This window comes from Microvirga makkahensis, assembly GCF_009830105.1.
GTDB lineage: Bacteria > Pseudomonadota > Alphaproteobacteria > Rhizobiales > Beijerinckiaceae > Microvirga > Microvirga makkahensis.
This window is the reverse complement of sequence record NZ_WURB01000037.1, coordinates 1-24,616: the sequence shown is the minus strand read 5'-3', so window position 1 is coordinate 24,616 and position 24,616 is coordinate 1. Positions and strand designations below refer to the sequence as shown.

Annotated in this window: 24 protein-coding genes and 2 pseudogenes; 15 read left to right on the top strand and 11 right to left on the bottom strand. The window is 63.4% G+C overall.

Annotated elements, in window-relative coordinates; translation table 11 throughout:
• Nucleotides 1-35: 35 nt before the first annotated feature.
• The gene (locus tag GR328_RS24370; protein ID WP_160888259.1) at nt 36-692 is read left to right on the top strand and encodes a dioxygenase family protein; all 657 of its coding nucleotides are present in this window, start codon (nt 36-38) and stop codon (nt 690-692) included.
• A 34-nt stretch (nt 693-726) separates the two neighbouring features.
• Here the strand turns inward: GR328_RS24370 and GR328_RS24365 are convergent, their stop codons facing one another.
• From GR328_RS24365 to GR328_RS28680, 3 genes are all read right to left on the bottom strand, one after another.
• The gene (locus tag GR328_RS24365; RefSeq protein ID WP_160888258.1) at nt 727-1,437 is read right to left on the bottom strand and encodes a DnaJ domain-containing protein; all 711 of its coding nucleotides are present in this window, start codon (nt 1,435-1,437) and stop codon (nt 727-729) included.
• Complete coding sequence (locus tag GR328_RS24360; protein WP_160888257.1) at nt 1,434-2,165, bottom strand: vWA domain-containing protein; 732 nt, start codon at nt 2,163-2,165, stop codon at nt 1,434-1,436. Before GR328_RS24360 ends, GR328_RS24365 begins: the two co-directional genes overlap by 4 nt.
• Before the next feature lie 190 nt (nt 2,166-2,355).
• Nucleotides 2,356-2,631 carry a hypothetical protein gene (locus GR328_RS28680; protein ID WP_425487074.1) on the bottom strand — a complete coding sequence of 92 codons (276 nt, stop codon included), beginning with the start codon at nt 2,629-2,631 and terminating at the stop codon, nt 2,356-2,358.
• A gap of 28 nt (nt 2,632-2,659) precedes the next feature.
• Here GR328_RS28680 and GR328_RS24350 point away from each other — a divergent pair, with 28 nt between their 5' ends.
• Entirely contained in the window at nt 2,660-2,815 is a 156-nt protein-coding gene (locus GR328_RS24350) for a hypothetical protein (protein ID WP_160888256.1), read from the top strand.
• Between the two features lie 124 nt (nt 2,816-2,939).
• Here GR328_RS24350 and GR328_RS24345 read toward each other — a convergent pair whose 3' ends face one another.
• The 5 genes from GR328_RS24345 to GR328_RS24325 all read right to left on the bottom strand — a co-directional run bounded on the left by GR328_RS24345 (nt 2,940) and on the right by GR328_RS24325 (nt 8,325).
• Nucleotides 2,940-4,229 (bottom strand): NAD(P)/FAD-dependent oxidoreductase, encoded by a 1,290-nt coding sequence (locus tag GR328_RS24345; RefSeq protein ID WP_160888255.1) that lies wholly within the window; start codon nt 4,227-4,229, stop codon nt 2,940-2,942.
• A gap of 125 nt (nt 4,230-4,354) precedes the next feature.
• Complete coding sequence (locus GR328_RS24340; RefSeq protein WP_160888254.1) at nt 4,355-5,095, bottom strand: aspartate/glutamate racemase family protein; 741 nt, start codon at nt 5,093-5,095, stop codon at nt 4,355-4,357.
• A gap of 252 nt (nt 5,096-5,347) precedes the next feature.
• Complete coding sequence (locus GR328_RS24335) at nt 5,348-6,325, bottom strand: TRAP transporter substrate-binding protein (RefSeq protein ID WP_160888253.1); 978 nt, start codon at nt 6,323-6,325, stop codon at nt 5,348-5,350.
• Between the two features lie 30 nt (nt 6,326-6,355).
• Nucleotides 6,356-7,660 (bottom strand): TRAP transporter large permease, encoded by a 1,305-nt coding sequence (locus GR328_RS24330; RefSeq protein ID WP_160888269.1) that lies wholly within the window; start codon nt 7,658-7,660, stop codon nt 6,356-6,358.
• 14 nt (nt 7,661-7,674) lie between these two features.
• On the bottom strand, nt 7,675-8,325 hold the full coding sequence (locus GR328_RS24325; RefSeq protein ID WP_160888252.1) for a TRAP transporter small permease: 651 nt from the start codon (nt 8,323-8,325) through the stop codon (nt 7,675-7,677).
• 595 nt (nt 8,326-8,920) lie between these two features.
• Between GR328_RS24325 and GR328_RS24320 the strand changes: the two genes are divergently transcribed.
• The 8 genes from GR328_RS24320 to soxA are packed head-to-tail and all read left to right on the top strand — an operon-like array spanning nt 8,921 to nt 15,268.
• Entirely contained in the window at nt 8,921-9,379 is a 459-nt protein-coding gene (locus tag GR328_RS24320) for a (2Fe-2S)-binding protein (protein WP_160888251.1), read from the top strand.
• A 19-nt stretch (nt 9,380-9,398) separates the two neighbouring features.
• The gene (locus tag GR328_RS24315; protein ID WP_160888250.1) at nt 9,399-11,576 is read left to right on the top strand and encodes a xanthine dehydrogenase family protein molybdopterin-binding subunit; all 2,178 of its coding nucleotides are present in this window, start codon (nt 9,399-9,401) and stop codon (nt 11,574-11,576) included.
• Nucleotides 11,577-11,580: 4 nt separating this feature from the next.
• Nucleotides 11,581-11,928 (top strand): c-type cytochrome, encoded by a 348-nt coding sequence (locus tag GR328_RS24310; protein WP_343039477.1) that lies wholly within the window; start codon nt 11,581-11,583, stop codon nt 11,926-11,928.
• Between the two features lie 9 nt (nt 11,929-11,937).
• Nucleotides 11,938-13,200 carry an NAD(P)/FAD-dependent oxidoreductase gene (locus GR328_RS24305; protein ID WP_160888249.1) on the top strand — a complete coding sequence of 421 codons (1,263 nt, stop codon included), beginning with the start codon at nt 11,938-11,940 and terminating at the stop codon, nt 13,198-13,200.
• A gap of 58 nt (nt 13,201-13,258) precedes the next feature.
• Nucleotides 13,259-13,687: a sulfur oxidation c-type cytochrome SoxX gene (gene soxX / locus GR328_RS24300; protein ID WP_425487073.1), complete on the top strand. Its 429-nt coding sequence runs from the start codon at nt 13,259-13,261 to the stop codon at nt 13,685-13,687.
• Nucleotides 13,688-13,704: 17 nt separating this feature from the next.
• The gene (locus tag GR328_RS24295) at nt 13,705-14,151 is read left to right on the top strand and encodes a SoxY-related AACIE arm protein (RefSeq protein WP_160888247.1); all 447 of its coding nucleotides are present in this window, start codon (nt 13,705-13,707) and stop codon (nt 14,149-14,151) included.
• Between the two features lie 2 nt (nt 14,152-14,153).
• Complete coding sequence (soxZ, locus tag GR328_RS24290; RefSeq protein WP_160888246.1) at nt 14,154-14,474, top strand: thiosulfate oxidation carrier complex protein SoxZ; 321 nt, start codon at nt 14,154-14,156, stop codon at nt 14,472-14,474.
• Nucleotides 14,471-15,268 carry a sulfur oxidation c-type cytochrome SoxA gene (soxA, locus tag GR328_RS24285; RefSeq protein ID WP_160888245.1) on the top strand — a complete coding sequence of 266 codons (798 nt, stop codon included), beginning with the start codon at nt 14,471-14,473 and terminating at the stop codon, nt 15,266-15,268. Before soxZ ends, soxA begins: the two co-directional genes overlap by 4 nt.
• Before the next feature lie 422 nt (nt 15,269-15,690).
• On the opposite strand, the pseudogene GR328_RS28395 reads toward soxA, so the two are convergent.
• Nucleotides 15,691-15,924 (bottom strand): annotated as a pseudogene (locus GR328_RS28395) (cupredoxin domain-containing protein); the annotation flags it as partial.
• A 203-nt stretch (nt 15,925-16,127) separates the two neighbouring features.
• On the opposite strand from GR328_RS28395, the gene GR328_RS28740 reads away from it, so the two are divergent.
• Both GR328_RS28740 and ggt read left to right on the top strand, forming a co-directional pair.
• A complete protein-coding gene (locus GR328_RS28740) occupies nt 16,128-16,463 on the top strand; it encodes a hypothetical protein (RefSeq protein WP_160888243.1) in 336 nt (111 codons plus the stop codon).
• Nucleotides 16,464-16,882: 419 nt separating this feature from the next.
• Nucleotides 16,883-18,646 (top strand): gamma-glutamyltransferase, encoded by a 1,764-nt coding sequence (ggt, locus tag GR328_RS24270; protein WP_160888242.1) that lies wholly within the window; start codon nt 16,883-16,885, stop codon nt 18,644-18,646.
• 334 nt (nt 18,647-18,980) lie between these two features.
• Here ggt and GR328_RS24265 read toward each other — a convergent pair whose 3' ends face one another.
• Nucleotides 18,981-19,583, bottom strand: a complete 603-nt coding sequence (locus GR328_RS24265; RefSeq protein ID WP_160888241.1) for a hypothetical protein — start codon at nt 19,581-19,583, stop codon at nt 18,981-18,983.
• A 143-nt stretch (nt 19,584-19,726) separates the two neighbouring features.
• Entirely contained in the window at nt 19,727-21,730 is a 2,004-nt protein-coding gene (locus tag GR328_RS24260) for a BCCT family transporter (RefSeq protein WP_160888240.1), read from the bottom strand.
• Between the two features lie 279 nt (nt 21,731-22,009).
• On the opposite strand from GR328_RS24260, the gene GR328_RS24255 reads away from it, so the two are divergent.
• The 3 genes and pseudogenes from GR328_RS24255 to GR328_RS24245 all read left to right on the top strand — a co-directional run bounded on the left by GR328_RS24255 (nt 22,010) and on the right by GR328_RS24245 (nt 24,512).
• Nucleotides 22,010-22,408, top strand: coding sequence for a hypothetical protein (locus GR328_RS24255; protein WP_160888239.1), 399 nt, complete (start codon nt 22,010-22,012; stop codon nt 22,406-22,408).
• A 37-nt stretch (nt 22,409-22,445) separates the two neighbouring features.
• Nucleotides 22,446-23,261: an ion transporter gene (locus tag GR328_RS24250; protein ID WP_160888238.1), complete on the top strand. Its 816-nt coding sequence runs from the start codon at nt 22,446-22,448 to the stop codon at nt 23,259-23,261.
• Between the two features lie 11 nt (nt 23,262-23,272).
• Nucleotides 23,273-24,512: pseudogene (locus GR328_RS24245) on the top strand (cation:proton antiporter).
• Nucleotides 24,513-24,616 lie beyond the last annotated feature (104 nt).

The following is a 24,616-nucleotide window of genomic DNA, read 5'->3' as shown; positions in this document are numbered from 1 at the left end:
GCTTCTCCGTGGTGATTGGCGCCCGGAGCACTGCGATGACCGATCCGCCCCTCTTTCCCGTCGACCGGCGCTCATTGCTGATCCATGCTGCGGTCGCGTCAGCCTCCGTCGTTGTCGCGAACAGCCTCGGCGCGGCCGAGCTTGTGCCGACCCCCGGACAGACAGAGGGGCCTTTCTACCCTGTCGAGTTTCCTCCCGACATGGACAATGATCTGGTGCGGGTCGTGGGGCAGGCCACCCAAGCCCTGGGGCAGGTCATCCACGTTTCAGGGCGTGTGCTGGACACCCGCGGGCAGCCCAGGAAGGGAAGCATTGTCGAGATCTGGCAGTGCGATGCCAACGGCATTTACCGCCACCCCCGCGCCGCCGGACAGGGGCGCATCGATCATGCGTTCCAGGGCTATGGCCGCATGCAAGTGGACCGGGAGGGCAGGTACCGGTTCCGCACGATCCGGCCGGTGCCTTATCCCGGGCGGACGCCGCACATCCACTTTGCCGTGTATGTGCCGGGGCAGGGCCGTCTGGTCACGCAGATGTACATCGAGGGGGAGCCTCTCAACGCCCGTGATGGAGTCCTCAACCGCATCCGTGACCCGCTGGCGCGCCGCAGCGTGATCGTTCCTCTGGTAGCTGGGCAGGCTCCCGAACCTGGTGCTCTCCACGGGTCATTCGACATCATCGTGGCGGCGTAGCTCCTTCACGCGCGATGCCGTAGGCCAAGGCCCATCAGTGCTGCCGCTTCAAAAGGACATCCTTTGCCTGGTTCACCCGGGCGGCGAGATAGGCCGAGCCGCCTTGGTCGGGGTGCAGTTTTTTCATGAGGTTGCGATAGGCCTGCCGGATTTCCTCCGCATCTGCTCCTGGTCTGATGTCCAGGATCTGGCAGGCCTCCTCCTCTGTCATGGTGCCTGACGAGGGTCGCGGACCCGCCTGCGTCTGCTCGTCTTCCCGGGTCCTCGTGCGCCAATCGGGAAAACGGCGGTCGAGATAGGCTTCGAGGAGGCGGACGCCGTCCGGGTCGTCTGACCCGCACTCCCTCAGGAGGTGCTGCAGCTGTGCCAGGTCCAGGGTGCTGAGCCCTTGCCCCGCGAACGTCCCGGCCAGCACGGTTCCATTCATGTCGCCGGTGTCGTGGTCGAGCTCCATCTCGATCGATGCGGATCGCACCCGGGATGTGCCGCCGGAGGTCGGCTGAGAATGACCGCCGAGGCCTGGAAGTCTGAAGCTTCCCCATCCGAGAAGCCAGGCTCCGACGCTTCCCAACAGCAGAGCCATGTCGATCCGTCCCCGAAGTCCGAGAAGCACGGCTGCCCCCAAGATCAAAATGCCGCCGACGATCCTGATGGTTTTTGCCAGTCGGGCGGTATTCGCATGCGCGAAGCCGTTCAGGATCCACCAGAGGATGACGACGGCCGCGATGCCGAGAAAGAGCGTCACGGCTTGTGCCCGCGCATGGCGGTGAGGAGCGCCTGGGCCTGCGAGCTGGCTGGAGCGAGCCGGGTCAGACCGTCCACGCCTCTCGATGCATAGGCGGCAGCCGCGCGCAGCAGCTCCGACAATGTCTGCGGGGCCGCGCTGTCGAAGCGGGCATAGGCCCCACCGGTCAGTCGAGCAATCTCCTGGAAGGCTCTGGCGGCATCAGGATCCTGTCCCTCGTGGAACATGAAGGCCTTGACGCCCAGGAGGCCGAGTTCGCCCGCGATCCGGCAGAGTTCGTCCACTGGCTCCTCCATGGCGTCCCCAACATAGACCAGGACCCTGAGCGGCAACCGGCTTGCCTCGGTGCGCACGTGGCGGAGCACACGACCGATCTGAGTCAGGCCGCCCCGGCAGCCGATCTTCGTCATCAGGTCGGTCAGGGCTCTGGAATCCTCGACCCATCGCGAGGAGCGGCACTCGTCGAAGCCTCGGAAGTACACGAGCTGGACCAGCAGACCTCCGGCCTGATCGGCCTGAGCAAACATCTGACCCTGGACACGGCAGGCGAGATCCCAGGTCGGCTGGCGGCTCATGGTGGCATCGAGGGCGAAGACCAGGCGCGGCTGAGACTTATCGCGCCTTTCCAAGGGCGATACGCGGCGCGCCTCATGCAGAAATGCATCGATGGCCGCGCCCGTGGCACTGTTACCCGAGGACGGGGGAGTGAGGTTGTTCTTCCTGGTCATCGGACCTCCTGAATCAGAATGTGGTTCTTCCCGAGGCGTCAGCCAATGGGTTCAGGCACAACTCGCGCGCCGAGACCGTGGAGGGGGACCGGCCTTCCGGCCTAAGGCGCGATCCAGGTGCCCTTCGAGGAGCCGCCCGCATGCCCGAAGAAACAGCGCTGATGGCCTTCCTTCGAAGGGTCGAGTCATTCTAGCCGCGAGAGTTTGTCGGTGACCGCGCAGAAGTTGGGAAACGCGTGCTCGCCGTTGGAGTGTTCCATGACGCTGCCCGGATCACGAGGCGAAGCAATTTCGACGCCGGGGCGTAAGGCGTCTGGAAAAGGGCGCGCGTGTGAGACCGGCACAGGTCCCAGAACGGTCTCCTGTCCGCGGCCTGATCGATGATCGACGCTTGGCCTTCGAGCCTGATCTGAGGACCTCCTTCCGGAGCGAAGCCCGTGAGCGAGACACGCGGATCGTGTCGGATCTCGGCAACCTTCGGGGAGCGAACATCCGTGACGAGGGAAAGGGTGGAATGCGCTTCGCTCGCCTATCTGACGACGACGGTGCGAACCCTCGGGGCGCCATCCATCCCGATGGTGGCGAGCTGCATCATTGTGAAAGGGAATCTCTCCCTTGTCGCCAAATCGAGGCTGCGCCAGAGCTTTTGATGAATGATGTCCTTCATGTGAGTTCCTGCCTGCGGATCTCCCTCTGCCGATGCTTAGAGCTGCCTTGCCGCGAACTTGACGGCGAAACCGGCCCACTTTCTCGCACGATGCGCTAGAGCCGCTTTCACGGAGCCTCCGGCGCTCGTGGCCAGGTCCGAAACCGAGCGGGCGCATAGGCGGTCAATGGAAGCCGGGATGGTCGTCCGGCGAGGATATCGGCAACGGCGCTTGCCGTAGCAGGTCCCGATGCAAGTCCGACATGCCCGTGGCCGAACGCATGGACGATGTCGCGGGAGGCCGAAGCCGTGCCGATCACGGGCAAACCGTCGGGCGTCGAAGGCCGATGTCCCATCCAACGGGAAATCCGCTCCTCCGGGATGTGGTCGGGAAGTCCGGGATAGGTGCGGCGGGCATGATTCAGAAGGACGGCGGCACGCTTCCAGTTCGGCGCGGCATTCACGCTCGCCAGCTCCACCTGTCCTGAGACGCGCAGGCCTTGCATCGTCAGGGTATTCGCCATTTTCCCGTCGCTTGGCATCACGGGAACGCGCGGGGCGGCCTCGGGATCGGAGATGATGACGTGGTAGCCTCGCTCGCTTTCGAGGCACACCCGGTCGCCGGCGATCCGCGCAAGAGCTTTCGAGTGGATTCCCGCGGATACGACGGCACGGTCGCACTCGATAAAGCCAGAGTCCGTTCGAACGGCGCGCAAGCGCCCGCCCTCGATGTCGAAACCCGTCGCCCGTGCCCGAACGACGGCTGCCCCTTTACCTAGAGCGTAATGCACGAGAGCTGCGACATAGCTTCCCGGGTCAGTGCAGTGAGCTCCGGCTTCCACCAGGGCCCCGAACTTGTATCGCCTATGGAGCGCAGGCTCCCTCCGATGCAGTTCGTCCGCGTCGAACTCGATCCACCGCACTCCATTGTCTCGCCTCAGCCTCCACGCCAGGGCCTCGGCTTCGAATGCGGCACGATCGGGGTAGACGTAGAGCAGCCCGCTTTGCCTGATCAGCTCGGGAATCCCGGCTTCGGCCGCAAGCTCCGCATGCCTGTCAGGGGCATCTTCCAGAAGCGCCGATAAGGCGCGAGCGGTCGCCTCCACGCGGCGAACCGCTGCTCCCGCGTAGAGAAAGCGCACCAGCCAGGGAGACAGTCTCGGCAATGCCGACAGCCGGATCGTCAGCGGTCCACGGGAGTCGAGCAGATATCCCGGCACCTTCTTCCAGAGGCCCGGCGTGGACATCGGAACCACCGATGCAGGGCTGATCCATGCGCCGTTGCCGTAGCTCGCAGCCTGCTCCCGCCCTGGCTCGTCGGGTTCGAGGATGGTCACCCTGTGGCCTTCGCGCAGCAGATGAACGGCAGTCGCGGCTCCGACGATGCCTGCTCCTATCACGACAACATGCAAGCTCATGGACACAACCGGATTTGAAGGGTTTCATGGATGGAAAGCCGCACCGATCAGCCTGGATCGGCTGATGCCCCTACGAGGCTCAGGTCCTGTCGAAAGAACGGGCGATGCTGCTTTGCCCCGCGATATCACATGTAGCCCGAGAACCTCGGGCAGACGATCCCGCTCTGGAGCAAATTGACCAAATGGTAGATGCCGAAGATCGGCAGGCCGATCCTTGCCTGTACGGCAGGGGCGTATGGTTGCAGGTTGGTGCACTCGAAGACGATGCACCCGATGCCCGGGACATCATCGACCAGTTTGCGGCATTCTGAGACGACCTCCGCCTCCACCTGATCGACATTCATCTCAATGCAATCATCGCCTTTCCCGAAGATGGCGCGGCTGAATGCGGGGCTCTCCTCCAGTCCTCGCACATGAACCGCCCAGTTCGGCTGCACGCCAGCAGCAATCAGGTGCTCCGGAGACAATTTCCCGGAATGAGCGGTCAGCACCCCGATGGACCGCTCAGAGTCCAGCATGGAGCGCAACAGGGGGATCAGAAACAGGCTTGAGGTCACGACCGGAACGCTCACTGCCGCGGCGATCTCCTTCTGCATGACCGTGAGAAAGCCGCAGGTCGTCGTGATAGCCCGCACTCCCTGCTTCTCCAACAATCGCGCGCCCTCGATGAAGGCAGGAAGCAGGGCGCGTGCGCGATCGGCCTCCGAGACGATCTTCTCGGGAGTGGCGGCGTCGATGACATGGTATCGGACAGGAAAGTCGAATGTCGTGGCGTTGGCGACGTCGCCCGGAATACGAGGGAAGGAGGTGTCAAGCACGAGGATGCCGATTGCCTCTCCGTAAACGGCGCGACCGCCCTTTGCCATTCTTGGCATCATTGAGGCACCCAGAGGGATGAGACCGCTGACCGGTCAGAGGCACTCACCAGCTTCTCCTTCACTTCACCGCGCAGGGCCACGATCGGCAAGAACGATCCCACGTTGCTCTACGATTTCGGCATTCCGCGGTCTTCGAAAGTCGGGAAGATGCGCGAAGTTTCCCAGGAGGTCATGAAGGGGAGTTGCAGCTCCCCTCCATGCCGTTTTCGGTTCGGACGAGGTTGTCCCCAATCCAGACGATCACATCTTCTTGTATTCGTTCATGACGGCCTCGCCCGCGGGGCCGGCTCTCTTGACCCAATCCGCTGCGAGCTGTTCGCCGATTTTCTTGAGTCCGGCTTCGAGTTCCGGGGAGGGCGGAGACACGGTCATGCCCTTGGCCTTGAACTGCTCAAGATACCAGGTGGACTTCTCCTTCGCGATCTTAAGACCACGCTCCTCCGCGGCGGCGGCGGCCTTCAGCACTGCGTCCTGAGTGTCCTTGTCGAGCGCATCGAAGGCGGCCTTGTTGACCATCACGATGTTGCGCGGCAGCCAGGCCTGAACGTCATAGAAGTACTTCTGGGATTCCCAGACCTTCGAGTCATAGCCGGTGGAGCCGGACGACATCCAGGAATTGACGACGCCCGTTGCGAGAGCCTGGGGCAGTTCCGCCGCCTGGACGGTCACCGCTTGAGCGCCCACAGCCTCACCGATGCGCGCGGTTCCGACATTGTAGGCACGGAACTTGAGGCCTTTCATGTCCTCCACCGACTTCAGTTCCTTCGAGGAGTAGAGCCCCTGCGGCCCCCACGGGACCGAGTAGAGCAGCTTCACGCGCTGGCTCTCCAGCTTCTTCTCGAGCTGCGGCTTGGCTGCGTTCCACAGCTTTACCGATTCGTCGAAGCTCGTTGCGAGAAAGGGAATGATGTCGATCCCGAACAGCGGATCCTCGTTCTCGTGGATCGACATCAGCACCTCGCCGATCTGCGCCTGGCCGGTTGCCACGGCGCGCTTGATCTCAGGTGCCTTGAACAGGGATGCGTTCGGATGCACCGTGATCTGCAGTTTTCCGCCAGTGGCGTCCGCAACGTCTTTGGCGAACTGGTTCAGGTTCTCGGTGTGATAATTGTCGATTGGATAGGCTGCGGGCAAATTCCATTTCGTCTGCGCCTGCGCCGTAGCGCCCAATAGCAAGGCGCCCGCAAGTCCGAGTCCAACTCGAGCCATATACTTCATCGATATTTCTCCCTCTGGTTTTCGATGGATTTATTCCGGGAATGCGAGCCTTGGCACGTACAGCGCAATATCCGGGAAAGCGGTGATGATGGCCAATGCCGCCACAAGCAGAAGGAAGAACGGGGTGGCTGCCTTCGCTATGACCAAGCTGTCGCGTCCGCTCATGTTCTGCAGAACAAAAAGATTGAATCCGACCGGTGGCGTAATCTGCGCCATCTCCACCAGGATAACAAGGAAGATTCCAAACCAGACGAGGTCGAATCCCGCCTGCTTTACCATGGGCAGGACCACGACGGTGGTGAGCACGATCATCGAAATGCCGTCGATGAGGCATCCCAGGATGATATACATGAGAGCAAGCGCCGCGATCAGCACGTAGGGCGACAGGTGCAGTGACTCCACCCAGGCGGCAAGTGCGGCCGGAATGCCCGTGTAAGCCATGGCGGCGGTCGTGAACGCGGCGCCGGCAAGGATCAGCATGATGGTTGCTGAAAGCCGAGCTGCGCTCATCAGGCTTTCCACGAACGTCTTCCAGGTCAGGGTGCCCGACCACCAGGCGAGGATGAGGGCGCCCGTGACACCCCAGGCGGCGCACTCCGTGGCCGTCGCCAAGCCGAAGATCAGTGCCGAGAAGATCGCGACCACAAGGATCAGTACCGGCAGAAGCTTGGATGATTGCCGTAACTTGAAGACGAAGCTCGTTCTCGGCTCGGGCGGGGGGGAATTGGCCGGATTGAGAAGGGACCAGACCACGATGTAGCCGGAATAGAGCGCCATCACGAGGAGCCCGGGAAGGAAGCCCGCGAGGAAGACCTGAATGACGGAGACGTTTGCTGCGACGGCATAGACCACAAGAGGGATCGAAGGAGGGATGAGCAGGCCGAGCGTGCTGGAGCCTGCGAGACTCCCCAGGCTCATCTGCTCGCTGTACCCGCGCTTCCCCAGCTCCGGCAAGGCGATCTTGCCGACGGTCGCGCACGTGGCGGCGGACGAGCCCGACACCGCGGCGAACAGCCCTGAGCCGACCACGTTCACATGCAGCAATCGTCCGGGAAGCCAGTTGAGCCAGGGCGCAAGGCCGAGGAACATCTGCTCGGACAGGCGCGTCCTGAACAGGATCTCGCCCATCCAGATGAACAGCGGCAAGGCGGCCAGTGTCCAGGAGGCGGAACTGGCCCAGACCGTCGTCGCCAGGACGGATCCGATGGGCACGGACGCGCTGATGGTGACGGCGGCGAAGCCCACGATCAGCAGCGCAATGCCGATCCAGTTTCCCAGGGCGAGCAGAAAAACGAGAAGGCCGAGGAGCAGGGCGGCGACGGCGACGAGGTTCATGTCTGCGAACATCGTCAGATCCCACCTTCCGCTGCTCGATCGACAATCTCCTCAGGAGTTTCGGGCTTCGGCTTCTCGTAGCGGGGCTGATATCCTCTGAGCACATGAACGAGTTCATCGACGAAGGCGATGGCGAGGATCGTCAGTCCGAGCGAATATCCGATCTGCGGAATCCATAGCGGAACGGCGACAACGCCGCCCGATACATCATTGAAGAGATAGCTGTCATAGGTCATGTGAACCGCATGCCAAGCAAAGAAGCCGATAACGGCGGTGCCGATGCTGAGACAAAGGATCTCGATCAGGCGCCGCGCAGAGGGAGGAAGCCGATCGAGGACGAGTCCGACGCGGATCAGATCACCGGATTTGAAGGTGTGGGCCAAGCCAAGGAAGCCCAATGCGGCCATGGACCATGCCGCGAAATCGTCTCCCGCGGGGATGTTGATCCCCACATGCCGTCCGAGCGACAGCCCCATCATGATGAGAAAGATGAGGAGTAGGAAAAATCCGGCCAGCCACCCTGAAAGAAGGTAAATTCCATCGAGGAAAGATCGAACGGGCGACTTCTTGCCCGAAGATACTTCTCCGCCCGAGAAATTCTCTCTACTTGTGGAGGCGGAAGACCCACGTTCATCTTCGCCGAGGCCACCAGGAGCTTTGGTCATGCTCTCGCTTTCCCTCTTCAAGACGGCTTTTGGTTTCTACGGGAGCATCCGCTGCTCTCAATTTCATATGCCACCTGCGATCCCGGGCTAAGGCAGACGTGCATCGACTGTCAATCTATCATTTGGTTTGTCCTAGCCTGCGCGAATGAAACGACCGCTGGTTACGTGGTGCAGTCTACTCCGCCGATGGCCTAGGAGGTCCCATGGGGCAGGGCTTGGCGGCGACCTGTCTTCCCCAGCGCACCGTTGCATCAGGGGCGCAAAGTTGTTCCTCCGCCCGATTTCAGAAGGGATACGAGACGTCGGCCGTCTGAACCACTCCGGGATTCCTGGCCTCCGACTCCGAGAGGATGGAGCCACGACGAAGGAACATCTCCCAACATGAAGCAATCAGGTCGACCGCGGCGAAGATCTGCTGCTGAGGCGAAACATTGTTCGGGTTGGATGGGTGAGCGAGCGCCCGGTGGCTGCCGGGAACGACCGATCTGCGCGTTTCCCGGTCACGAACGATTGACTGGAGTTAGAGCGGTTCTAGGATCCATAGTTCAGTATTCGCGCAAGGCGGCGCCCATAATCAAGACGCGGGAGGAAGCATATGGCCAGCCTGACGATCAACGGAACCGTTCACGAAGTCGATGCCGAACCAGATACCCCTCTCCTGTGGGTCATCCGCGAGCAGGTCGGGCTCACCGGGACGAAGTATGGCTGTGGCATCGCTCAATGCGGCGCCTGCACGGTCCATATCGACGGGGTTGCCACGCGCTCCTGCAGCCTGCCCCTATCGGCGGTCACGCCCGAACAGAAGATCGTGACGATCGAGGGATTGTCGCCGGATACGTCCCATCCCCTGCAGAAGGCCTGGCTCGAACTCGATGTTCCGCAATGCGGTTATTGCCAGAGTGGTCAGATCATGGCCGCTGCGGCTCTCCTCCAGGCCAATCCCAATCCTTCCGATGAAGACATCGCGGCCGAGATGACCAACATCTGCCGGTGCGGGACCTACAACCGCATCAAGGCCGCCATCAAGCTCGCTGCCGCGCAGAGCCGTGGCTGAACGGCCCAGGGAGGGATCGATGACTGCTGCACTTGACGTATCGCGCCGTACATTTCTTGTGACTTCCGCCGCGGCGGCCGGCGGGCTCGCCTTGGGATTCAATCTCCCGTTCAACGGTGGAGAGGCGCTCGCCCAGACCTCTCCGGAAATCAATGCCTGGGTGGTGGTTAGGCCGGACGAGACGGTGGTCGTTCGGGTCGGTCGCGTCGAAATGGGTCAGGGCACGCTGACCGGCCTCGCCCAGCTGGTGGCCGAGGAGCTGGAATGCGACTGGGACAAGGTGACGACCGAGTATCCGACCCCCGGCCAGAACGTTGCCCGCAGCCGCGTCTGGGGCAACTTCCAGACCGCGGGCAGCCGCGGCATCCGGGACTCGCACGACTACATGCGCAAGGGCGGCGCCGCCGCCCGGCAGATGCTCATCCAGGCGGCCGCCGATGGATGGGGGGTGCCCGCCAGCGAGTGCAGCGTCGCGAAGGGCGTCGTCACCCATGGTCCGACCGGGCGGACGACGACCTATGGCAAGGTCGCCGACGCTGCGTCGAAGCTTGAGCCCCCCAAGGATGTCCAGCTCAAGGACCCGAAGGACTGGACGATCGCCGGCAAGCCCGTGAAACGTCTCGACACGGCCGAGAAGCTGAACGGCTCGCAGATCTACAGCATCGACGTGCAGCGGCCGGGAATGCTCAATGCGGCCATCAAGGCCTGTCCGGTCTTCGGCGGGAAGCTCAAGAGCTTCGATGCCGCGCAGGTCGAAGGGATGCCCGGGGTCAGGAAGGTCGTGTCCGTCGGCGACAATGCGGTTGCGGTCGTGGCCGATACCTGGTGGCGGGCGAAAACGGCCCTCGACGCTCTCCCCATCGAATGGGACGAAGGGCCGAATGCTCGCCTTTCCAGCGAGAGCATCGCCGAGATGCTCAAGGAGGGGCTCACCGCAGAGCAGACCTTCGTCGGCAACCAGGCTGGTGACGTCAAAGCTGCCATCGCCGGCGCCGCCAAGACGGTCGAGGCGGTTTACGGTTTTCCCTATCAGCACCATGCCACCATGGAGCCGATGAACGCCACTGCGCTCTGGACTAACGACCGGTGCGAGGTCTGGACAGCAACGCAGAATGCCGAGGCCGCCCTTGCGACGGCGGCATCCGCGGCGGGCCTGCCGGTCGGCCAGTGCGAGGTCTATCGTCTCAATCTGGGGGGCGGGTTCGGCCGCCGCGCCACGAGCCACGACTTCGTGCGGCAGGCGGTGCTCATCGCCAAGCAGATGCCCGGCACACCGATCAAGATGATCTGGTCCCGCGAGGAGGACATGCTTCACGGGTATTATCACCCGGTCACCCAGGCGAAGCTGGTCGGCGCCCTCGATGCGGACGGCAATCTGACCGGGCTGCACATGCGCATCTCAGGACAATCGATTCTTGCGACCATCAATCCCCAGGGTCTTCAGAACGGACGCGATCCGGCGACCTTCCAGGGACTGAACCCGAGCGGGACGGAAGGAGTGCTCGGCTACACCATCCCGAATCTGCTCATCGACCATGCCATGCGAAACCCGCCCGTCCCTCCGGGCTTCTGGCGGGGCGTGAACAACAACCAGAACGCGCTTTACCTCGAGTGTTTCATGGATGAGCTGGCCCATGCCGCGGGCAAGGATCCGCTTGAGTTCCGGCGCCGGCTGCTCGTGAACCATCCCAAGCATCTCGCCGTGCTCAACGCCGTCGCCGAAAAGGCAGGCTGGGGCACCCCGGCGCCGCAGGGCGTTCATCGCGGCCTCGCCCAGCACATGGGCTATGGCAGCTATGTCGCAGCCTGCGCGGAGGTCTCTGTCGACGAGAGCGGAAAGCTGAAGATCCACCGCATCGTGGCGGCGACGGATTGCGGCCATGCCGTGAACCCGCAGCAGATCGAAGCGCAGATCGAGGGCTCCTTCGCCTATGGGCTCACCGCCCTTCTCCATGGCGAGATCACGTTGAAGGACGGCAAGGTGGAGCAGGAGAACTTCGACACCTACCCGATCATGCGGATGGACGAGATGCCCGCGGTGGAATCCATCGTGATGCCGTCAGGGGACTTCTGGGGCGGCGTCGGTGAGCCGACGATCTTCGTGGCGGCTCCGGCGGTGCTCAATGCCATCTACGCCGCGACCGGGAAACGCATCCGCTCGGGCCCGTTGGCGAACGCGGACCTGCGCAGGGCGTAAGGGCGTGGATCGTCCCCGCCGAGCCTTCGCGTTCTGGCAGGAGCGCATTGCATTCTTGGCGCCCTTGACCGCTGCCGCTGCCTTGATTGTCGCGACGGTTCCGGCGGCGGCCCAATCCATGGCACCTCCCGGAGCCTCCACCTGCTCCGGATGCCATGGATCGGGTGCTTCCGCGAGTGCACCCGGCAGTGCGGTCCCCGCCCTGCAGGGGCAGGAGCCGGAGGCGATCACGGCTGCCATGCAGGCTTTCCGCACGGGCCGGCGCGAGGCAACGGTCATGGACCGCATCGCGAAGGGCTTCACTGACGAGGAGACACGCGCCATTGCGGTCTGGGTCAGTCAGCAACACTGAGGTGACGGCATGTCCGGAGCATTGAGCCGCAGGGTGTTGTTGGGGGCGATGGCGCTCGGGGCCTCTGCCGTTCACCGTCATGCCGTCGCGCAGACGTCAGCGCGGGTCGTCGTCGTCGGAGGCGGCTTCGGAGGCGCTACCTGCGCGCGTGAGCTGCGGCGCAGCGGCTTCGACGTCGTACTCGTCGAGCCGGGCCCGGTCTACACGGCCTGCCCCCTGAGCAATGCGGTGCTGGCGGGCCTGCGTCCGATCGAGGCCCAACAGTTCAGGCTCGACGCTCTCGAGAGGACAGGAATCGGCATCGTCCGGAAAAGGGCGGTCCGGGTCGCTCCCGAAGACCGTCGCGTCGTCCTCGAAGACGGCGCGGCACTGGACTATGACCGCCTCGTCCTCTCCCCGGGAATCGACATCAGGTTCGATGCCTTGCCCGGCTACGACGAGGCCGCATCCGCTGTCCTGCCCCACGCGTGGAAGGCCGGGGAGCAGACCACGCTCCTGCGGCGCCAGCTCGAGGCGATGGAGGACGGTGGCACGGTCATCATCGCCCCTCCGAGCAACCCGTTCCGCTGTCCTCCCGGGCCGTATGAGCGGGCGAGCCTGATCGCGCATTACCTGAAGACGCGCAAGCCGCGCTCCAAGCTGCTCATCCTGGACGCGAAGGACAGCTTCTCCAAGCAGCGCCTGTTCCAGGCGGCATGGCAGGCGCTGTATCCGAACATCATCGAGTGGGTGCCGCTGTCCTCCGGCGGGAAGGTGATCGAGGTCGATCCGAAGACCAGAACGCTCGTGACGGATTTCGACAGCCACACCGGCGATGTGATCAATGTCATTCCGCCGCAACGGGCCGGGCAGATCGCCCAGGCGGCCGGAGTCTCCGACCGGTCCGGATGGTGCCCGGTCGATCCCGTGACCTTCGAATCCCGGCTTCAGCCGAACATCCACGTGATCGGCGATGCCACGATCGCCGGCGGCATGCCGAAATCGGCCTTTTCCGCCAATGCTCAGGGCAAGGTCTGCGCCGCGGCGATCACGAATCTCCTGAGAGGGCAGGCCCCGGTCGAACCCAAACTCGTCAACACGTGCTATAGCCTCGTCGCGCCCGATTACGGAATTTCGGTCGCCGGCGTCTATCGTCCCGTCAACGGGGTGCTGACGGACGTGGAAGGGGCTGGGGGAACGAGCCCGATGGGTGCGCCGCCCTCGTTCCGGGCACAGGAAGCCGTTTATGCCGAAGCGTGGTTCAAGACCATCACCGCCGAAGTCTTCGGGTAGAGCATCGAGCGCGTCGTTCGCACGACGCGCCGGCGTTCTCCCGGTCGTTGTGGCGGCTCTGACTCTGGCTGCGGCTGTCGCGGGACCGGCGCACGCCCAGGAGCTCCGACCCTTCACCATCGTCGGGGATGCGATTCCGGAACCGCTGACAGGGATCAAGGGCGACGCCGCCCGCGGTCGCGCGATCGTCGTGGACCGGCGGAAGGGCCTCTGCCTGCTCTGCCATTCCGGACCTTTCCCCGAGCAGCGCTTCCAGGGCGATCTCGCACCTGATCTGCGCGGTGTCGGGAGCCGCTGGTCCGAAGGACAGCTGAGGCTTAGACTCGTCGACAGCCGGCGGCTCAACCCTGCCACGATCATGCCTCCCTATTACAGCCGCGAAGGGCTGATCCGGGTCGGGCGGGCATGGCAGGGAAAGCCCGTGCTGAGTGCGGAGCAGATCGAGGACGTGGTCGCGTTCCTCGCAACACTGACGGAGGCTCCATGAGCGAAGGATCAGGATCTATGGGTGCGACCAGGCGTGACGTGCTTGCTGCGGGAGCGGGCTGCCTAGCGCTGATCGTTGCACGCCCCGCCCGGGCGACGCCCGAGAGCATGGCTTCGGCCATCAAGGCCTTCGTCGGCGAGGCGGAGGTTCAGACGGGGAAAGTCGCCCTCGACATACCACCCCTTGTCGAGAACGGCAACTCCGTTCCCCTGACGGTGACGGTCGAAAGCCCGATGACGCAGCAGGACTTCGTGAGGACGATCGCCATCTTCAACGAGAAGAATCCGCAGCCGAACGTCGCCGTTTTTCATCTCGGTCCGCGGGCCGGCCGGGCCGTCGTTTCGACCCGCATCCGCCTGGGCGATTCCCAGAACATCGTCGCGATCGCCCGGCTCAGCGACGGCACCTTCTGGTCGGATAGCGCTGAACTCATCGTCACCCTGCCGGCCTGCGTGGAGAGCTGACCATGGCGCGCGCCCTCATCAACGTTCCTTCGAAGGCGAAGCGCGGAGAGATCATCGAGATCAAGGCCCTCGTCTCTCATCCGATGGAGACCGGCTACCGGACCGGGCCCGACGGAGGGCTCGTGCCGCGTGACATCATCAGCCGGTTCCTGTGCACCTACAACGGGGAGGAGATCTTCAGCGCGGATCTGTTCCCGGCCATCGCAGCCAATCCGTTCCTTTCGTTCACGACCGTCGCGACGGAGAGCGGGCGCATCGCGTTCCGGTGGATCGACGACAAGGGACAGGCTCATCTGGAGACTGCCGAGATCGTCGTCGAATGAGCGGGTTGCCCAACAGGAAACTTCGGAATGCCGGCATCGCCGGAGCGCTTGGCCTCGGCGCCGCACTCGCCTTGGCGCCGGAGGCGCTGCCGCAGGAGCGGCGATCCGGCTTCGAGTTCATGAGCCGCGAGTCGCAGGTCCTTCAGCAGGACGATACGTCGAATCCGGGCATGCTCTGGGTTGCCGAGGGCGAGGCGCTCTGGAGTGCCAGGACGGGAGCGAGCGGCCGCACCTGCGCCGATTGTCACGGCGATGCCGCTGTGAGCATGAAGGGCGTCGCCGCACGCTATCCGGTCTATTTCGCGGAGCAGAGCCGCCCCATCGATCTGCAGGGACGCATCAATATCTGCCGGGAGGTGAACCAGAACGCCACGCCGCTGCCATACGAGAGCCGGGAGCTCCTCGCGCTCGCGGCTTTCATCGGAAAGCAATCCCGGGGCATGCCGATCACGGCGGGCGACGACCAACGCCTCGAACCGTTTCGAGCCCTGGGCCAGGAACTTTACGAACGGCGACAGGGACAGCTGAACTTTTCCTGCGCCAATTGCCATGATGATCATTGGGGACGCAAACTTGCGAGCAGCGTGATCCCGCAATCCCACCCGACGGGCTATCCGCTCTACCGCCTGGAATGGCAGAGTGTCGGGTCGCTGCAACGGCGATTTCGGAATTGCATGGTGGGAGTGAGGGCGGAGCCTTACCCGTTCGGATCGCCAGAGTATGTGAACCTGGAGCTGTTTCTGATGACCCGTGCCAGGGGGATGCCCCTGGAAACTCCTGCTATTCGCCCGTGAAGAGCGCCTGATAGGTGTGGGGAAATGCCTGCGCGATCCGGAGGAGTTGATTGTGGAGCGCGGCATTCCGGTGGACCAAGGAGGTGTCCATCCCTGGACGTTGCATGATGCTCCGCTCCTGCCGGAGCAATTCGATCGTTCTCGGTGCCGGTCAGCGAAAAACGAAACCTCATGGCTGCCAATTCGACAGAGCGCCGATCTGGGCAATCGCACCGGCCCGGATCACCGGGCCGTCTATCGGCAGCCAACGCGCATGATCTCGCCGACGGACGGGAAGGCGCGGAGCGCAATCTCAGGGAGCGGCCCCCCGCCAATTCCCGTCTGCGACTGAAACTGTCGTGCGCAGATCTCCCGGGCCGACCGACGATGATCCGCCCCACCATCCCGGCATGCTCGTGCGGGACGCAGTAAAAGTCGTAGATGCCTTCTACGGTGGGAGTGACCGGGAGCGTATCGTTCGGCAGCAGGCAATCCGAGTTCCAGGGCTCGGCGCTTTGGGGAATGCGCAGCGGCCGCTTGAAGTTCTTTGGATGGAAGGCTGTCGTCGCGTGCGAGTTCCCGGGGGGCAGGTTACTCCAGCGGATCGTCTGCCCGGGTTCGATGCGCAGGCCAGCCTGATCGGACCAGCCATGCGAGTCATCCGCGTTGGTCTGCATTCGGACTCGACCGGTTCAGCAGCCGACGGGAGCCGGGGTCGTGCCGGACCGGCGAAGAAACCCCGCCGATCCGCAGGGCGGTGCTGCGCGACATCACCACCCTGCCGCCACCCGGGTCTCGTCCGCCTTCGGAACATGCCACAGCACGATGTGCGCGTGGGGCCTCTCGACACCAGGGTGCCCCGCGTCGAAGTAGGCGCCACATGGCCGACCTTGCCGCCGGGGGCTGCGAGATCGTCGAAGCGCTTGTCCTTGTTCGAGAGATCCTCGATCGGAAGCATGTAGACCGTGCTGACGGGGCGCCCGTCGCGATCGCAGGCCAGGAACGGCTCGGTCGGCAGGGATTTGGGGTCGGCATGGAGCTGACCGAGCCCCGCCAGGAAGTCGGGCAGCTTCACAAGATCGCTGACCTGCTTGGGGGCGCCGCTTGGCGGAGCCTTCTCGATCTGATCGGCGGCCGTGGCCGGCATGGCAAATGCGACGACGGGAGCAAAGGCAGCAAAGCGGACCGGCATGAGTTCCTCCATGGGCGCGACTGACTGCGCGGGTCACGCAACTCGTTGGATGGTGGGTTGATTGAAAGGTTCCCATGCCAGTTTTGACGTCGGCCCAAGCGGCTATTTCGCCTGGCGATCTCGTCCAGCCGGCCCACTCCAAACGCCGCTTCGGGTCAGGGTAGCCCCTCTCTGAGTCAAGACTTCCCGACCGGGGGCCACGAAGTCAGCGCCGCGGTGTGAGGCCTTCCGGCACGGGGCTGACCAAAGCCGAACTTCTCCATGACCGGAGTGAGGCAGACCCTTATGGGATCCTGTTCGAAGATCCTGGATCACCTGACGAGGCTTTCTCTCGCTCAGACACGACGGGGTTTGGATGAAATGCCCTGTGATAGCATCGGAGTTCCTCGAGACCTGCGTCTGCTGCTATGCTCCTTGGCTGGTGCCCTCTGAGGACTGCCTCTATGACGAAACTTGCTTCCGCTCCTTGGCGACGCTTTCTTGGCGCGGGTCTGCTGGCCCTCACACCCTTTCTGACATCTGCCGCTTTAGCCCAGAGCGATGCTCCTGCTCCTGAAGCCGGGACGGGGCGGATCGCCAAGCAAGCTGGCACAGCCGCTCACGATATGGTCGCCGCCGCCAATCCACTCGCTGCCCAGGCGGGACGGGAGATCCTCGGCGCCGGGGGAAGCGCGGTCGATGCTGCGATCGCAGTGCAACTCGTTCTCAACCTCGTGGAGCCGCAGAGCTCCGGCATCGGCGGAGGCGCGTTTCTTCTCTACTGGGACAAGACCAAACTCATCACCTTGGACGGACGCGAGACAGCGCCCGCTGCCGCGAAGCCGGAGCGGTTTCTGGGGCCTGACGGAAAGCCGATGAAGTTCTACGATGCGGTTGTCGGCGGACGGTCGGTTGGCGTTCCCGGCACGCTTCGCCTGCTCGAGGCGGCCCACAAGCGCTGGGGCAAGCTGTCCTGGCCCCAGGTCATCGCGCCGGCCATTCGCCTCGCGGAGGACGGCTTCACGATCTCGCCGCGGCTCAATGGCCTTCTCGGTCAGGAGAAATTTCTCCAGAACGATCCCATCGCCCGTGGCTATTTTTACCAGACGGATGGCACGCCGAAACCTGCCGGCGCGGTTCTGAGGAACCCGGCCTTCGCCCGGACGCTACGCGACATTGCGGAGAAGGGAGCGGATGTCTTCTATTCCGGCGACATCGCAGCCGATATCGTTGCATCCGTTACACGCCACGCCACCAATCCGGGTGACATGACTCTTGAGGATCTCAAGTCCTACAAGGTCGAGGAGAGGGAACCCGTCTGCGGTTCCTACCGTACCTATCGCATCTGTGGTATGGGCCCGCCGAGTTCCGGCGGTATCGCCGTTCAGCAGATCATGAGCGTGCTCGAAACTCAGGACATGGCGGCAATGACGCTCGGTCCAGAGGCGGTGCATTGGATGGCGGAGGCCGGCCGTCTCGCGTTTGCCGACCGGGCGCTTTACCTCGGCGACCCGGCTTTCGTGAATGTCCCGGTTCGCGGCCTTGTCGATCCAGGCTATCTCAAGAGCCGCGCTGCAATTGTGAACCCTGATGCGTCCATGGGGCGGGCGACGGCCGGTGATCCGCCGTTCCAGAAGACGGAATTTCGCTTCGCCCCCTCGGATGGCATCGAGTTTGGCACCAGCCATATTTCGGTCGTCGATCGCGACGGCAATGCCGTATCGATGACGACCACTATCGAGGATGGGTTCGGTGCCCGGATCATGACCAGAAGCGGCTTCCTTCTGAACAATGAGCTGACCGACTTCAACTTCGCGCCGGTCGAAGAGGACAAACCGGTCGCCAATCGCGTGGAGCCTGGCAAGCGGCCACGCAGCTCCATGGCGCCGACAGTCGTGCTGGACGGCGGCGGCAAACTCTACGCGGTTCTGGGCTCGCCCGGCGGGAGCCAGATCATCCCCTATGTGGTCAAGAGCCTTGTCGGCATTCTGGATTGGAAACTCGATCCGCAGACCGCGGTCGATCTGCCGAATTTCGGCAGTCGTAACGGCCCGACCGAAATCGAGGCCGGCACGGAAGCCGAAACCTGGAAAGCGGCTCTCGAGGCCAAGGGTCACGAGGTGACGGTGATCGAAATGAATTCGGGTATTCAGGTCATCGTGGTCGGTCCCGGCGGCCTCACCGGTGGAGCAGACAGCCGTCGGGAGGGCGTGGCCATTGGCAATTGAGGAAATGGTCGATGCCCGACACCGGCCCGTGCTGAAGCATGTCGGATCCATAGAGTTGCCGATCCTTGCTCCTGACGTGAGCGACGGACAGGTCCCGATAGGCTAGGACGTAAGGGGAAGCTCTCGACAGAATGGGCTTCGTTCCGCGGGCCTCATAGGCGTATCATTGTCCGGCAAAGCCATCAGCGAGCTCCGCTCGCACGCAAGGAAAGCCTCCGGGCCAGGCCCGAGCTGCTTCGCTGCAAGCGCCAGGACGCTGAGGAACAGGGGAGCCGTCAAGCCCGCATCGGCGCAGTGGCCAAACAGAGACCCCGGGTGAGCCGGTTCTCGTCGATCACAGGTCCAGTTCGACATCGTCGTGGAGCCTCTCCCGCTCTCGTCGGGACCGGATCTGATGCGTCCCGACCACATGCCCCCTCAGGAGCAGCCGGTCCTGTTGCCGGATCACGTCGAACCGGCGTGTCGCACCGGCAAGAAGATCCTCGGAGCCATGCGCCGCAATCACCTTGATCTCGACGGCGACGAGGTTCTCCGAGCGGTTCGGGGCGACGGTGCCCATTCGAAGCGCAGGCTCGATAAGGCTTTGAAACGATCCGATGTCGATGAACCGTCCCGCTTGCAACGGGCCTTGCCGGGTCTTCAGATCCAGGTCCGAGCGGCCTTCCAGCGGTTCGGTCACCGGGCAGCTCCAGCGTCCTTCGGCTGTCGCGACGGTCGCGATGATACTCTCGATGTAGATGGCCTCGGCGCTCATGTTGCTGATCAGGCACCGGGCATCGAGACCGGATCCGGAGCTGCGGTTGATCAGGATACTGGACCTCTTCTGCCGGCGATAGCTGCTGACGAACACCTGCAAGTACGCGATCCAGACAAACAGCATCGCGATGTTCACCAGCGTGCCGATGACCTGATGGTTGCTCGTAATCCAGTTCCACATGATCGTCCACTCGCGGTTGGCTTGCCCGCATGCCTGCCGCGTGCGTTTCCGGCCGCAACTTGGCGCAGCGCATTCAGGAATGAGGTCTCGTCTTCAGCATCGATCGCCCTCCCGATCCTCGGAAGCTCCGGCAAAGATGTCCATCATTGTGAGGGCGGATCAAGCTCATGTTCCGGGGCGCCATGGACGAGTTGCGTCGCCGGCGATTGGACGAGCAGGAGATAGCGCTCGAACTGAACGAGAACGTCCGCGATGATCTGGTCGCGGTGCATGCCCATGATGTCGTAACCGCGGCCGCCGCTGGAGAAGTAGGTGCGGGCCTCGTAACGGTATTCTGGCTTGCCGGCATCGAGCGGGGAGAGGGTGGCCACGGGCTGGGCGCTGCGGCTGACGCCATAGATGAAGTCGCGGACACCTTCGGCCGGCGAGCGCAGGGCGATGGCCCCCCCTTCCTCCTCGATCACATGCGAGGGGCGGCCGCGCGCGCTCAGCTCTCTCGCGACCTGCTCGAGTGCCGGGCGCACCTGGGCGGCTATGAACCCGTCCACTTCGGCCTCGGTCGGGGCATGAAGAATGAGTGCAAGGCGGCGCTGCCAGGTGAGGCCCGCGGCAGGCTGGGCAGGGGGAGCGTGCTGTCTGCTGGCGTGCGCCTGCTGCTGGGCGAGGTCGGCACGCATGCCGAGCAGTAGTGACCAGACCAGTGCCAGCATGACAAAGGTGAAGGGCAGGGCGCTGGCCACGGTCGCCGATTGCAGGGCGCCAAGACCGCCGGCGAGGAGAAGGCTGGCGGCCACGACGCCTTCGAGCGCGCACCAGAATACGCGCTGGACGGTGGTGGTCTGGGTTTCGCCGCCTGCGGCGATGGAGTCGACGACCAGCGAGCCGGAATCCGCGGATGTGATGAAAAAGATCCCGACCAACAGCACGGCCAGGGTGGAGGTGAGACCCGAAAACGGCAAATATTCGAAGAATTTGAAGAGGCCGACCGATACGTCGTCGGCGACGGCGGTGCCAAGCGCACCGGCCGCCACGCCGGTATCCACGAAAATGGCGGTGTTGCCGAAAACGGTCATCCAAAAAAAGGTGAAGCCGGCCGGGATGAACAGCACGGCAGTGATGAACTCGCGCACGGTGCGGCCGCGTGAAATGCGGGCGATGAACATGCCGACGAACGGCGACCAGGAAATCCACCAAGCCCAGTAGAAGAGCGTCCAGGCATCGACCCAGGGCGTCGGCTCGTAGGCATAGATGTTGAAGGTGCGCAGCAGCAGCGTGTCCAGATAGAGACCCAGGTTCTGCACGAAATCGCGAAAGAGATGCGCCGTCGGTCCGACGACCAGGACGAAGATCATCAGCAGGATCGCCACGACCAGATTGGTTTCGGAGAGGATGCGTATCCCCTTGTCGAGGCCTGTGACGACCGAAATCGTGGCCAGAGCCGTGATGCCCGCGATCAGGGGGAGCTGGACTTCAAGGCCGATGGGAAGGCCCAGAAGATAGTTGAGGCCGGCATTGATCTGGGAGACCCCCACGCCGAGGGAGGTCGCAATGCCGAACATGGTGCCGACAATGGCGAAGATGTCGACCGCATGACCGATGGGACCGTTGATGCGCTCCTTGAGGAGCGGGTAGAGGCCGGACCGGATTGTGAGGGGGAGATTGTAGCGGTAACCGAAATACCCCAGCGACAGGCCGACTATGGCATAGATGGCCCACGCATGAATGCCCCAGTGGAAGAAGGTGACCGACATGGCCTCCCGCATCGCCGCGACCGAACGAGGCTGGGCCGTCGGCGGCGTCATGAAGTGGGTCATCGGCTCTCCTACGGCGTAGAACATGAGGCCGATGCCCATGCCGGCCGCGAAAAGCATGGCGATCCAGGAGGTGAACTTGAAGTCGGGAGTGGACTCGTCCGGTCCGAGCTTCAATCGACCGTAGCGGCCCAGGCAGAGGAGAAGCGCGGCAGCAAGGAAGATGCCGACGGCGAGAAGATAGAGCCAGCCGAAGCTTTCGAGAATGGCGGCCTGCAAGGCACTGAAAACCTCGCTGGCGCGATCCGGAAGAACAACCCCGATGGCGAGAAAAATGCCTATGGTGGCGACAGCACCGAAGAAGACCGGTGGATTGATGATGAAGCGTTTGAACATGCGGCGCCTTTGAATGCTCCGTCCCTAGCCGCGGCTTATGCTGGAGCGGGAGCGTCGCTTTCCGGAACGCCCACGTCCCCGACCTGGGATAGAAGACGTCGAAGTCAGAAGAGTTCCTCCTCGACCGCGCGATATGCCGTTCGAATCCATATGAACGGTATGATTTGATGAACGGTTCGACTTGACGCAAGCGAGGCCCCGCGAAAGGCAGAAAAGCCTTGAGTCCGACCCGGCAGGCCCGAAAAGGTTTTGCTGGCGACGTGCCAAGCTGACCTTCGGGTGCGCGACTGTCGCTATGGCGCCGCCGTGATCGGGCTCGGCATATTCGGGCTACCTGCCGCCGTTCCCATCGATCTGTTCTTCATCACGATGACCGGCAACCGCGGCAAGGATATCGCGCCTGGAAAGCCGATTCCCGAGACCATGCTGCTGGGATGGGCGATCATGATCATGGCGATGATGATCGGCCTGATCTTCTCCGGCCCGACCCTGGACATCACGGTCTGGCCGGAGTTCACGGCCGTGGTTCCCCACAGGCTCGGCCGCAGGGTCGTGAACGACATCCGCGCCGCTTCCCGCAGGGGGCGGGAGCTGGTGTACGGCATCAATGAGGCTGACCCGCGACCGAGCTCGTTCCCGACGGACCTCAGAGGTCGTGCCGGACCTGTTCGCCGGTGAGGATGGTTGTCTCCTACAAACATCCGGGAGACTGCCTATGGTCGATGATCCTCAGGGCCATGAATCCGCCGCGAGCCCTGATGAACGCTGGAGTGCTCTGGAGGAACTTGATGAATGGTTGCGCACCCCCATGCTTGTGCTCAGCTTCCTGTGGCTGCTGCTCGTGGTGGTGGAATCGGTCTGGGGAACCTTCGATGCTCTGGAGACATTCGGCACCGTCATCTGGATTGCCTTTCTGATAGAATTCGCCATCCGGTTTGCGCTCGCACCCGAGAAGGCTACGTTCCTCAGCCGGAATTGGCTGACGGTCATCGCCCTTATCGTTCCGGCTTTCCGCCTCCTTCGCGCGCTCCCCATTCTGCGCGCCGCCCGTGCCGTGCGAGGTCTTCGGCTGGTGCGCATCGTCGGAACGGCAAACCGGGGCATGAACGCCCTTCGGGCCAGTCTGAGCCGCCGTGGTCTTGGCTATGTTACAGGCCTGACCGTGCTGGTGGCTCTTCTAGGCGCCGGTGGCATGCTCGCTTTCGAGCCGGCGTCTCAGGTCGACGGTGGCTTCGAGAGCTATGCCGACGCACTTTGGTGGACCGGGATGCTGCTGGCCACCATGGGGTCCGAGTTCTGGCCGGAGACCCCGGAGGGGCGCATTCTGTGCTTTCTGCTTGCGGTCTACGGCTTTGCCGTCTTCGGCTACATTACCGCGAGCTTCGCGTCATTTTTCGTCGGCCGCGACGCAGCGTCGGAGCAGGGCGAAGTGGCAGGGGCAAGAGAAATTGCCGCTCTTCGGGCGGAAATCGCTGCGCTTCGTCGGGATCTTCAAGAGGGGGGGCAGCGCTCCACCCCCTCCTCGAACTAGGAACACGGCAAGTGCTCTCCGTCTTCGATCTCGTTGCCGTCCTTCTCGTTCTGACAGCCGTCTTCGGCTGGCTTAATCATGTGCTGATCCGGCTTCCTCACACCATTGGCCTCTTGGTGATGGGGCTTGTCGCCTCCCTGGTCCTGATCGGCGCCGAGTTTGTCCGGCCCGAGGAGCACCTCTACGAGGACCTGACGGTTCTGTTGCGACAGGTCGACTTCAGGGCGACCGTGCTCAACGGACTGCTCGCATTTCTCTTGTTCGCGGGCGCCCTGAACGTTGACCTCTCATTGCTGCGCGGCGGGCATGGCCCATCGGCATCATGGCAACAGCCGGGGTGGCGATCTCGACCGCGATCATCGGCATCGGGTTGTGGCGGGTTTCCGGTGCACTTGGAGTGCCTCTCCCGCTCGCATGGGCGCTCGCGTTCGGCGCCCTGATCAGTCCCACGGACCCCGTCGCGGTCCTCAGCACGCTCAAAGCCGTGCAGGTGCCCGAGAACCCTTGAGGCAGACATGTCCGGGGAATCCCTGTTCAACGACGGGGTCGGCGTGGTGGTGTTCACGATTCTTCTCGCCATTGCAGCCGGAGAAGGTGAGGGCGGCACCAGCCTGGGCCACATCGCAGAGTTGTTCATCGAGGCTGTTGGTGGGGCGATCCTCGGGTTTATCACCGGATATGTCGCCTATCGCTCGATGCGCGTGATCGACAACTATCCGCTGGAGACCTTGATCTCCTTGGCTGTTGCCCCGGTACCTATGCAGCAGCGGCCAAGTTCCACATGAGCGGTCCCATCGCCGTAGTGGTGGCAGGGATCCTGATCGGCAACCGCGGCCCGCAGGATGCCATGAGCGAGCTCACGCAGCGCTATGTGTTCGGCTTCTGGCAGCTCGTGGACGAAATTCTGAACTCGGTGCTCTTCCTCCTAATCGGGCTTGAGGTCCTGGTCGTCGGCTTCGATCCCGCCTTTGCCTGGCTCAGCCTTGCCAGCATTCCCCTCGTGCTTCTCGCCCGTCTGCTGGCCGTGGCCATCCCGGTCCTGCTGCTGCGGGTGCGGCAGACGTTTGCCGCTGGGACGTCCCTGTCCTGACTCGGGGCGGCCTGCGGGGCGGGATCTCCATCGCGCTGGCCCTTTCCCTGCCTGACGTCGCTGAGAAACCGACCCTGCTCGCCGCAACCTATGCCGTGGTCGTATTCACAATCGTCGTTCAGGGTCTTAGCCTGCGTTCCGTGGTGGAACGGGTGACGTGAACCCGGCCCTGGAGAGTTGCATGACACGTCTGGTCCTTGAGCCTCTGAGCTCATTTCGTTCCTATCCGCCGGAGGAGATGATCGCCCGGGCACAGGCCTTTTAC